The sequence below is a fragment of the Streptomyces sp. NPDC059909 genome, from assembly GCF_042730885.1.
Lineage (GTDB): Bacteria > Actinomycetota > Actinomycetes > Streptomycetales > Streptomycetaceae > Streptomyces.
Genome location: NZ_JBHWKX010000248.1, coordinates 1 through 539, shown reverse-complemented (window position 1 = coordinate 539; position 539 = coordinate 1). Strand labels below are relative to the sequence as shown.

1 protein-coding gene is annotated in these 539 nt (G+C 79.2%); it reads right to left on the bottom strand.

Features of this window, described 5'->3' with window-relative positions:
* Positions 1–165: 165 nt before the first annotated feature.
* Positions 166–539 (bottom strand): exodeoxyribonuclease VII large subunit (locus ACFV9O_RS40585; protein WP_385428147.1); only part of this gene is annotated, 374 nt, incomplete at its 5' end.

Sequence of the window (539 nt, the reverse complement as noted above, 5' to 3'; positions counted from 1 at the left end):
CCGCCTCGCCGGTGGTGGGTGTCGTGGTCATCGTGTGGTCCTTCTCCCGGCCCGGCGCTCGGCCGGCCCGTCGTCGTCTCGGTGGCCTCGCGGCCTGTCGTGTCCCTGCCCCGGCGGACCCGCCCGCCGTCTTCCGGCCCGGCGGCGCACCCCGCCGGCCCCGGCTCACCCCGCGGCGTCCCCGGCCGCCTCCTCGGCACCCTCGACCCTGCGCACCACCAGCTCGCCCTCCGCGACCCTGGCCCGCAGCTCCGCGCCGTACGCCACCTCGGCCGGAGCCCGCACCACGGCGCCCTCGGCCGTCTGGAGGACCGCGTACCCCCGCTCCAGCGTCGCCGCGGGGGAGAGGGCCACGACCCGGGCGCGGGTGTGGGCCAGCTCGGAGTCGGCGCGGTCCAGGAGGTGGCCGAGGGTGCGCCGGGAGCGGCCCAGCAGGGCCGACACCCGCTCCTCGCGCTCCTCGACCATGCGGTACGGGTCCTGTATCGAGGGGCGGGCCAGTGCGTGGGCGAGGCCGCGCTCCTCGCGGTCGACCAGGC